At 47.0% G+C, this 8,904-nt stretch carries 10 protein-coding genes; 4 read left to right on the forward strand and 6 right to left on the reverse strand.

From position 1 onward, the window contains the following. Window positions 1-314 precede the first annotated feature (314 nt). Entirely contained in the window at window positions 315-854 is a 540-nt protein-coding gene (locus QT994_RS20460; protein WP_333047719.1) for a phosphate-starvation-inducible PsiE family protein, read from the reverse strand. A 381-nt stretch (window positions 855-1,235) separates the two neighbouring features. On the opposite strand from QT994_RS20460, the gene QT994_RS20465 reads away from it, so the two are divergent. Together QT994_RS20465 and clpS are read left to right on the forward strand one after the other, a co-directional pair. Further along, window positions 1,236-1,838, forward strand: coding sequence for a superoxide dismutase (locus tag QT994_RS20465; RefSeq protein WP_333177606.1), 603 nt, complete (start codon window positions 1,236-1,238; stop codon window positions 1,836-1,838). Between the two features lie 253 nt (window positions 1,839-2,091). Next, window positions 2,092-2,385, forward strand: a complete 294-nt coding sequence (clpS, locus tag QT994_RS20470) for an ATP-dependent Clp protease adapter ClpS (protein WP_006633998.1) — start codon at window positions 2,092-2,094, stop codon at window positions 2,383-2,385. 93 nt (window positions 2,386-2,478) lie between these two features. Here clpS and QT994_RS20475 read toward each other — a convergent pair whose 3' ends face one another. The 3 genes from QT994_RS20475 to QT994_RS20485 all read right to left on the reverse strand — a co-directional run bounded on the left by QT994_RS20475 (window position 2,479) and on the right by QT994_RS20485 (window position 4,159). After that, window positions 2,479-2,637 (reverse strand): sulfocyanin-like copper-binding protein, encoded by a 159-nt coding sequence (locus QT994_RS20475; protein ID WP_333177608.1) that lies wholly within the window; start codon window positions 2,635-2,637, stop codon window positions 2,479-2,481. Window positions 2,638-2,661: 24 nt separating this feature from the next. Beyond that, entirely contained in the window at window positions 2,662-2,979 is a 318-nt protein-coding gene (locus tag QT994_RS20480) for a hypothetical protein (protein WP_333177610.1), read from the reverse strand. A 61-nt stretch (window positions 2,980-3,040) separates the two neighbouring features. After that, window positions 3,041-4,159, reverse strand: a complete 1,119-nt coding sequence (locus QT994_RS20485; protein ID WP_333047722.1) for a tocopherol cyclase family protein — start codon at window positions 4,157-4,159, stop codon at window positions 3,041-3,043. Window positions 4,160-4,242: 83 nt separating this feature from the next. On the opposite strand from QT994_RS20485, the gene QT994_RS20490 reads away from it, so the two are divergent. Continuing rightward, complete coding sequence (locus QT994_RS20490; RefSeq protein ID WP_333177612.1) at window positions 4,243-4,824, forward strand: Npun_F5749 family FMN-dependent PPOX-type flavoprotein; 582 nt, start codon at window positions 4,243-4,245, stop codon at window positions 4,822-4,824. Between the two features lie 127 nt (window positions 4,825-4,951). Here QT994_RS20490 and cysE read toward each other — a convergent pair whose 3' ends face one another. Both cysE and QT994_RS20500 read right to left on the reverse strand, forming a co-directional pair. Then, on the reverse strand, window positions 4,952-5,749 hold the full coding sequence (gene cysE / locus QT994_RS20495) for a serine O-acetyltransferase (RefSeq protein WP_333047724.1): 798 nt from the start codon (window positions 5,747-5,749) through the stop codon (window positions 4,952-4,954). 171 nt (window positions 5,750-5,920) lie between these two features. Continuing rightward, on the reverse strand, window positions 5,921-6,403 hold the full coding sequence (locus QT994_RS20500) for a hypothetical protein (RefSeq protein ID WP_333177614.1): 483 nt from the start codon (window positions 6,401-6,403) through the stop codon (window positions 5,921-5,923). A 548-nt stretch (window positions 6,404-6,951) separates the two neighbouring features. On the opposite strand from QT994_RS20500, the gene mrdA reads away from it, so the two are divergent. After that, entirely contained in the window at window positions 6,952-8,778 is a 1,827-nt protein-coding gene (gene mrdA, locus QT994_RS20505) for a penicillin-binding protein 2 (protein ID WP_333047726.1), read from the forward strand. Window positions 8,779-8,904 lie beyond the last annotated feature (126 nt).

The raw sequence follows: 8,904 nt of genomic DNA on the forward strand, positions 1-8,904 counted from the left end.
GCAATGGCGGATGAATATCGTATTTGTAGAGAGGACTACATTCCTCGGTATTTTCAGAGGATTGTAGTCCTCTCTACAAACGTTATCAGGTTGATTTGACCTCACATCTTGCACCATCGTCAATAATCCTTTTTTGGGTGGGCATCCTGCCCAACCCCTACTCCCCACAAGAAAATCTACTCTTTGTGGAACGGGCCCCAGAGCCCGTTCTTGACAATTGTGCAACATCTCAGTTTTACTGGAAATGATGGCTGGTAACGTGACAAGCAATATCAGAGTAAATCTAAAATCTAAAATCGCCTGTCCCGCCATACTCAATGAGAATTAAACTTGCTATTGACTGCCACAGGCTCGGAAGAAGATTCAGGATCGGAAAATTTTCTATTTCGGCTAGCAAGGCGGCGTTCCGGGTCAATTCCCTCGAAGGTTGGTGGCAACCAAACTCGGACTACCAACAACACTCCCAAAACTAGCAAAAATGCGCCAGTTGATAATATTTGAACCCAGGGAGTTTCTAGCACTCCCCGCACTATAACTTCTCGCAAAACTGATACAATACAAACTTCCACAGCTACGCCTATCGAAACTCTTTGTTCTTGCAAGTAAATAATTAGCAACCGAAATAATTCCACTAGAACTAATAGAAATAAAATATCGGCCGTGACTTGCTGGAAATTCAAAGGAGGTAGCAGCGAGAAGAACATTTCTCGCAGTTCTAGCACCATGAAACAAAACAAACCAATACATAGGGAAATTACAATTAAGTCTTGGACTGTTTCCAGAGCGGTGACGATTAATTGCAGATTCAACCATTGAGCGGGGTTACTGGACGAATTGTTTAAACGCTTTTCCATTGACAGCTCCTGCCACTTATTTGACTTTCATACAGCTTAATTGAACTTAGGTTAATCTTTGACAATTTACAGGTTTAATCTATTTATCAGTCTCATAAAATTTCGAGCGGTTGACAATTTCCCACACACTTTTATTTGCCTCCCAGGTGGCTTGACATTTAGTGATACTTTATGCTAAATGAAGCCTGCAATAAGTAGCTTTGATATCTAAAAAATAGAAGTCTGAATGCTGAAATGCTGCAACTGCTATAAAATAGGAAAATTGTAAAGAATTATTTACCACAGCTTGATAAACTCAAGCTAGTGACTCTCGGCTTTAATCATACAAAAGCCACCAAGTCAACCGAAAAACCAAAAGTAATCCAGAGAGGATTGAACACAATGGCATTTGAACTCGCACCATTACCCTTCGCCGCTGACGCCCTAGAACCAGCTCATATGTCGGCTGAGACGTTTTCGTTCCACCACGACAAGCACCACGCTGCTTACGTCACCAATCTGAATAAACTGATTGAAGGGACTGAAATGGCGAGCAAATCCCTTGAAGAAATTGTCAAGGAATCTGCTAAAGACCCATCCAAAGCAGGCATTTTTAACAATGCAGGTCAAGTTTGGAACCACAATTTTTTCTGGAATTCCCTGGCACCGGGCGGCGGCGGCACTCCGACAGGAGCTTTAGCTGACAAAATCAACGCCGACTTCGGCAGCTTCGACAAATTCAAAGAAGAATTCAAGACTGCTGCGACAACTCAGTTCGGTAGCGGCTGGGCTTGGCTGGTTGTGGACAACGGCACTTTGAAAGTTACCAAAACTGCGAACGCTGACACCCCGGTTGCACACGGGCAAACTCCGTTGCTGACTTTGGATGTGTGGGAACACGCTTATTATTTGGATTTCCAAAACCGCCGTCCCGACTACATTACTAATTTCTTGGATAATTTGGCTAACTGGGATTTCGCAGCAGCAAATTTGGCTGCGGCTTAGTAGCATCTGAGTTTGAGGACTTTAGTCCTTACTACACAACTTCATAGGTTGGTAGTGAGGACTAAAGTCTTTGTTGAGATGAGTATTAATTAACTTGAGTTTGACGGGCGCGGTGCAACGCAGCGTGCTGCGGTGAAAATAAACCTCGAAGCCGATCGCACTGCCCAATAGCGGTTAAAAATTTCATAAATAGGGTTATACTGTAATCGGTAACTCTTTTACGAATTTTGTAGTTTTAGTGGCTGTTCGCGCGATGACCTCTTCACCAACCATAGCACCCGTTCGATCGAGTCAAGTTACCCGCAAACCTTATCCCAACTATCGGGTAATAGTCCTCAACGACGATTTCAACACATTTCAGCACGTTGTGGAATGTTTGACCAAATACATTCCAGGGATGACGAGCGATCAAGCTTGGAAACTCGCCAACCAAATCCACCACGAAGGCCAGGCCACCGTCTGGGTTGGCCCCCAAGAGCAAGCAGAACTTTATCATATGCAATTAAGCCGTGCGGGACTGACAATGGCTCCGCTAGAGTCTACTTGAAAAGTGTGTAAAAGGTCCGAAAGTTCGATCGATTGTTTGTCGCTAATTAATCGGAAATTGATAGGATGTCCGGTGAGGCGACGGAGATTGGGGTTAAGAGGCGATCGTAATTTTGCCAATCATCCCCGCTTCCCTATGTCCAGCTACGGTACATCGAAGGTTATAGGTTCCCGATTTCATCGGTACAAACATCCATTCTGCCCTAGCGCCCGGTTTAAGTTCCAATTCGTGAATACTTCCTTTAATTTCCACCTTGCCCGCTTCAACTTTTTGAGTCTAACTCGCATCAGCAAAGTTTTTAGCAGTGAAATAATGTTTCTGCGAACTGGGATTTTGTAGCACTAATTTATAGCGCTTGCCCGATTCAAATTCTAGCAAATTCGGAAAAAACTTAAGTTCCCCAGCTTCGTTACCTAAACTAACAGTAATTTCGGTGACTGGTTGGCGAGACAAATCACCTGCAGCACTAGCAATTGTCGCCGGCATCAAAATTGTACTCAAACATAAAATTAGTCCCAAAATAACCTTGAGAGCTGGTTGTAACCGCTGGCTGCGGTAGAATTTCCCTAATTGCCAACCGAGTAAATTGATCATGGCTGTTATGACTACTGTTAACTATTAACTGACTAATGACTAATGACTAATGACTACTGATTTAATTCGATCGCCAAACTTCATCCCAAGGCCCGCCCCCAACTTCCAAACCCGATAAAGAACTTTGAGCCTCTAAGATAATTCTAGAACGCTGCTTGCCATTGTTTTCAACTTTTCCCCCCAACAACTCTCGCAGTTGCAAGCGCAATTCGCCGTGCGTCGTATCCCGGCAGCAAAAAGCCATACCTTTTTCTGTAGGAGTTCGCACATAAGTACCAGGACTGTTTGTAGTGCCAATTAACTCAACTTCAAACTGACTGTTTCTAGCCTGCATTTTCCAGCTTCCCCAAGGTTCAATATTCCAACTAACTTGCGAATTCCAAGGCACAAATTCGTAAAACTTGCCTCGGTAATGCAGACAAATCATTGCTACCGATTCCATCCACCACAGCACGCCCCGCTTGCCACCACCAGCAGTTAAAGCTAAATCCTTTTCGCCTTGAAAACAATTGCAATTAATCCAAAACCACTTTTGGGGAAAAGCACCGCCCCAGTTTTTTTCGCTGTAAGCGGGAGCATCTTTAAATTCGTAGCGTTCGCCGTTCCAATCGATCCAGCCCGTGGCTAAACCGTGAGCCATTAAAATTTGCCATCCCGGTTCAAATACGGGCAGAAAAGATAGCATTCCCGCCGTAGATTTCTGGATATCCTCAGAGTTGCCCCAGCCGTAAATAGGTTGGAGTTCATACTGCCACAAACAGCGACTGCCACTTCCTGGATCGTGCAGATAACCTTGATTCAAACTAGCAGTAGCTTGATAGCCTTCTTCGACCTGGCTGTCGAATACTTGCGGCTCTAAATATTGAGGTTTAATTTGTAAATTAGTTTTGCCCCAATGTCCGAAACCTAAGCTTTCTCGGTGGGCCCAAAACTTATTTACATCGGGGAATGTGCGGCACAAATAGCTATCTTTCGGACCGAGAATTTGAGCTGCACCGCCACTATAAGGTTGACCGCCTCTGGGGTCTTCGATGGAATACATGAATGCAAAGGATTGTCCGTGAATCGGTAATGTTATTCGGTAGTACCAGCCTTCAAAAAAGCGCCGTGAACTGCCGTCCCAGTGGTATCCGCTGTGGGGAGTTTCAATAGTTTTGAGTTTTGAGAGTGAATTTGACATAAAATTACCAATAGCATGACAGGGAATTCACGGATAACTGTTTCTTCCTTCTTCCTTCTTCCTTCTTCCTTCTTCCTTCCTTTATGTCTTTAGCACTTTGGCGATCGCCCTTAGCTCGCGCGCTCCACCGCAATCGCAGTCTTGCTTTTGCTCGCTACTTGCAACTAGCAACTGTTCGCGCTACCGGGCGTCCGGCTAACCGCACTGTGGTGTTTCGAGGCTTTTTGGAAGACACCAACCAGTTAAAGTTTATTACAGATATTCGGAGTCAAAAGGCAGAGGAAATTAACCTCTATCCTTGGGGGGAAATTTGCTGGTATTTCCCAAAAACTCGCGAACAATTTCGGATTGCTGGAAAGCTAGTTTTGGTAGGGGCAGATTATCCAGAGGCCAAGTTGTGCTCATCGCGCCGCACAACTTGGCAGGAGCTTTCTGAGGCCGCTAGAGCGCAGTTTACTTGGCCGCAGTCGGGGGATGACAAAGCCGAGGCTAGTGCTTTTGATTCTGCTTCCCCAAATGCGATCGAGCCGCTGCCTAATTTTTGTTTGCTGTTGTTGGAACCGGAAACGGTGGATTTTTTGGAGTTGCGGGGGGAACCGCAAAACCGATCGCTTTATTGGTGCGACGCGCAGGGAAATTGGTGTGTGCGATCGGTTAATCCTTGAAAAAGAAGTCAGTAGTCATTAGTTATTAGTTATTGGTTATTGGTTATTTATTGTCAGTTTCAATGCCCAATTCCCAATTCCCAATTCCCAATGCCCAATTCCCAATGCCCAATTCCCAATTCAAATTTTAGATGCCGGTGCCGTCAAAAAACTCTTGAATTGCTTTATCTTTTAACTGACAAGTGGTGGCAACAGCTAATTGGGTTTTTTCAGCTACAGCTACATTGCTCGTTTGATTTAAAGTTGGGAATCCTGAAGGCGAATTGGGAACAGAATTTAAGGAGACAGATGCTTGAGGAAGTAAACTTTTTACTTGCTGTTCGAGGGATTCGATACGATCGAGCAAAGAGCGAATTACCACTGCTTCCGAATCCGGCAAACTGCCGTGTTCTAGGGGATTGACGCGCACTCCCGATCGATAGACGATGCGGCCGGGAATCCCTACAACCGTACAGTCAGATGGTACGTCGCGCAGCACAACCGAACCGGCGCCGATGCGAACGTTGTTGCCAATTAGCAGATTGCCGAGTACCTTGGCCCCGGCACCGACAACTACATTTTCGCCGACGGTAGGGTGACGCTTGCCACTTTCCTTGCCTGTGCCGCCGAGGGTGACACCTTGGTAAATTAGGGCAAAATCGCCGATAATCGCTGTTTCGCCGATCACAACCCCCATACCGTGGTCGATGAATACGCTTTTGCCGATGGTTGCCCCGGGGTGAATTTCAATTCCGGTCAAAAAGCGAGCAATGTGGGAAATCAAGCGGGGGATGAAGGGAAGCCCCAGCACATAAAGCCAGTGTGCGAGGCGGTGCAGCACTAGAGCCTGAAGACCGGGGTAGCAAAACAAAACTTCCAGCCAGTTGCGAGCGGCAGGGTCGCGATCGAAAATTATACTGAAGTCAGCTCTAAGAGTCTTTAGCACTTTCGGAGTTACCTATTTTGGTTAAACACGCCACTTTCGATTTTACATTTTACTGGATGGGGGAAGTGAGCGGTCGATCGGGAGATTGGGTAGTGTGAGATTAAGAGTGTGGGAGATTGGGGTAGAATTTGACGACATTTTATTGCCGCCATCCAACAGCGCCGCTGCGTTTTATTCCTGTACTGAGATTGTATAGTTAGACTTGACTCCGGGTTCGAGAGTACCTACCCAAATCCTGTAAGAGCCGGCTTGCCAGTCAGAATCAAGTATCCCAGCATCTTTATTCTGACCAGCATCGTCTCCGCAGCGCACCGCATTACCGGGGCCTTGTACGAGTAAGGTTGTGTCCTTGCCTCCGCTGTTGACTTGGATTGTGAGTTTTGAAAAGTTTTGCTGCAAGACTATGATGTGGTCGGGAGTTGGGGTGGCAAAACCCAAACATTTGTTTTTGTGGCGATCGGCGTTGGCTATGGCAGATAGAGAGTACGAGCCGCCTGTGGAACCTCTCAAAACTGCTGTTGGGGCTGCAAAACCTCGCGATAAAGTTAAAGTGCCGAAATTGGCTGTTTCTGCTAAAACTGGTAGGGCGGCGATCGCGGCGATCGCAGCCAAGAGCGCACCGTTTTTCAAATTGGCTCGCTGATTAAACAACATGGCAATACTCCTCGGTCACTATTTAACATCACAACTCAGAATTTACCCATCGCAGCCCCTAGAATCCAAACTCGGGAGGAAGAATAATTTTTTTTAAATTAGTTCAAAACCTTCTGGCTTCTCTTCCTTATGTCTATCAGGACAATCCCTGTACGATCGCGCTCGCTTGTGCCACTCGGATTTCTGCCACAGGCGATCGACTCATGTCCGAAATTGTACGGTGTCAAGATGATAAATTTGATACTCCTAGCCTTGCTGTTGGCGATCAGTTCCCTATTGACACAGGCCTTGGTATTGTTACCTATAGGTCTATCCGGCTGGCTCCACCTCCCTAATTGGCTGAGCCTGACCTTGATTTTTCTCGCTATTTCTTGGTGCTTGGGGGATTAGTCCGCAGTCATGAGTTATTAGTGATTAGTCAAAAGTTAATGATCAATCATTCCACTTCCCCCAAGAGTCAAGGCCCGATTGTCCCCGGTTTGATGATGTATACTTCAAAATTGACAATTCAAGAATCTAAAATCTAGGATTTGACATCTACCTATAGAATGATGCAACGACAAGTTTATTCAATCTCAGCATTTCACTCTTCTGACAGAACCCTGGCGGAAACTCCTAAGAAACAGGAGCGTCCGATACACCGGGCGATCGTATTAATGCTGGTGGCAACCGGTTTGCTGGGGCTGCACGCTAGTCGGCTGGTGGAATTGCAACTGGTACAAGGGAAGCAAAACCGGGAACGAGCCGAAAACAATCGCGTTCGCCTAGTGCCAATGCCGGCGAATCGCGGACACATTGTCGATCGCAAAGGCAAGTTGCTAGCTGCAAACAATTTAGCTCGATCGGTATATTTGTGGCCGAAAGAACAAACGCCCGAAGAGTGGAAAGCGACAGCAGAAAAGTTGAGTCCGCTGGTTAAAATCCCGGCAAAAGAAATTTTAGAAAAAATAAAAGAGGTCGATCCTCTATCCTACAGACCGGTGCGGATCAAGCAAGCGATGCCGCCAGAGGTGTTTGTGCCACTAGCAGAACAGGTGGGACAAATCCGGGGAGTGGAAGTGCGGCCCGAAGCTAACCGCTATTATCCCGAAGGCAGTTTGGCGGCTCACGTTCTCGGATATATTGGCGAAGCTACCGCAGCAGATTTGGAAGCTCATCCTGAATATCCGATGGGGATGATTGTCGGTCAAATGGGCATAGAAGCGAGTTCTAACAAGAAGATTGCGGGAGTTTGGGGCGATCGGCTGATCGAGGTCAATGCCCAAAATCAAGAATTGCGGCTGATGGGAGAGACACCGCCCAAACCCGGTGAGGCGGTGCAGCTAACCATAGACTTGTCCATGCAAAAAGCAGCCGAAAAAGCCCTGGGGAACCGCCGGGGAGCAGTAGTGGCGCTGGATGTCAAAACCGGGGCGGTATTAGTTCTGGCCAGCCACCCGACTTTTGACCCTAATCTGTTTACGCGAAAAATCACTAAGGATGAGTGGCAAACTCTTCAAGACCAGGAAAATCCATTTTTGAATCGGGCCATGCAAGGCTATCCCCCCGGCAGCACGTTTAAAATTGTGACTTCCGTCGCGGGCTTGGAGTCGGGCAAATTTTCGCCGGACTCAATTCTCGGTACTTCGTCTTACATTACTGTGGGGGGAATTGATTTTAACGAACACAGCGGCGGTTACGGCGATATAGGCTTTCGAGAGGCTTTGGCTTTCAGCAGCAATACGTTTTTTTATCAAGTGGGGATGAGTACGGGGCCGGAGCAAATTTCTAAGTGGGGACACCGCTTGGGAATTGGCAAGGATACGGATTTGAATCTTTTGGGGCTAGGCGGCGGCGATCACGGTCAAATCCCGACGCCGGAGGAGAAGGAGAAAATTTATAAAGAACCTTGGTATGCGGGTGATACGGTAACGATGTCGATCGGTCAGGGGTTGGTCTTGGTGACTCCTTTGGAGGCGGCGGTGATGGTGAGTTCGATCGCTAATGGGGGCTATCGGGTGAAGCCTCATCTTTTGACTTCTATGACCAGCACACCGGAGACTCAACGGGTAAAGATTGGGATGAAACCTTCGACAATTCAGGTGATTAAGGAAGGACTGATCGCCGTGGTTGCCGAGGGTACGGGACAGGGGATGAATGACGGTACGATTCCGATGACGGCGGGCAAAACTGGGACTTCGGAGGTCATCGGACACAACGATCATTCTTTGTATGTGGGGTTCGGGCCTGCTGACAAGCCGGAAATTGCGATCGCCGTGGTTGTGGAAAATGGCGGTTTTGGTTCTGTTGCCGCGGCCCCGGTCGCCAAAGAGGTGTTTCAAGCTTATTTTGGGCAACCGAAAAAGGGGAAGGAGTCAGTAGTTATTAGTCCTTAGTTATTGGGAATTGGGCATAGGGAATTGGGAATTGGGCATTGGGCATAGTTTCTTCCTTCTTCCTTCTTCCTTCTTCCTTCTTCCTTCTTCCTTCTTCCTTCTTCCTTCTTCCTTCTTCCTTCTTCC

It is taken from the genome of Microcoleus sp. S13_B4, from assembly GCF_036700885.1.
In the GTDB taxonomy this organism is placed as follows: domain Bacteria; phylum Cyanobacteriota; class Cyanobacteriia; order Cyanobacteriales; family Microcoleaceae; genus Microcoleus.

Coding starts and splice junctions, on each gene's coding strand:
- mrdA (WP_333047726.1), top strand. CDS start 6,952: ATGATGCAACGACAAGTTTATTCAATCTCAGCATTTCACTCTTCTGAC.
- QT994_RS20490 (WP_333177612.1), top strand. CDS start 4,243: ATGTCTTTAGCACTTTGGCGATCGCCCTTAGCTCGCGCGCTCCACCGC.
- QT994_RS20480 (WP_333177610.1), bottom strand. CDS start 2,979: ATGATCAATTTACTCGGTTGGCAATTAGGGAAATTCTACCGCAGCCAG.
- QT994_RS20500 (WP_333177614.1), bottom strand. CDS start 6,403: ATGTTGTTTAATCAGCGAGCCAATTTGAAAAACGGTGCGCTCTTGGCT.
- clpS (WP_006633998.1), top strand. CDS start 2,092: ATGACCTCTTCACCAACCATAGCACCCGTTCGATCGAGTCAAGTTACC.
- QT994_RS20460 (WP_333047719.1), bottom strand. CDS start 854: ATGGAAAAGCGTTTAAACAATTCGTCCAGTAACCCCGCTCAATGGTTG.
- QT994_RS20485 (WP_333047722.1), bottom strand. CDS start 4,159: ATGTCAAATTCACTCTCAAAACTCAAAACTATTGAAACTCCCCACAGC.
- QT994_RS20465 (WP_333177606.1), top strand. CDS start 1,236: ATGGCATTTGAACTCGCACCATTACCCTTCGCCGCTGACGCCCTAGAA.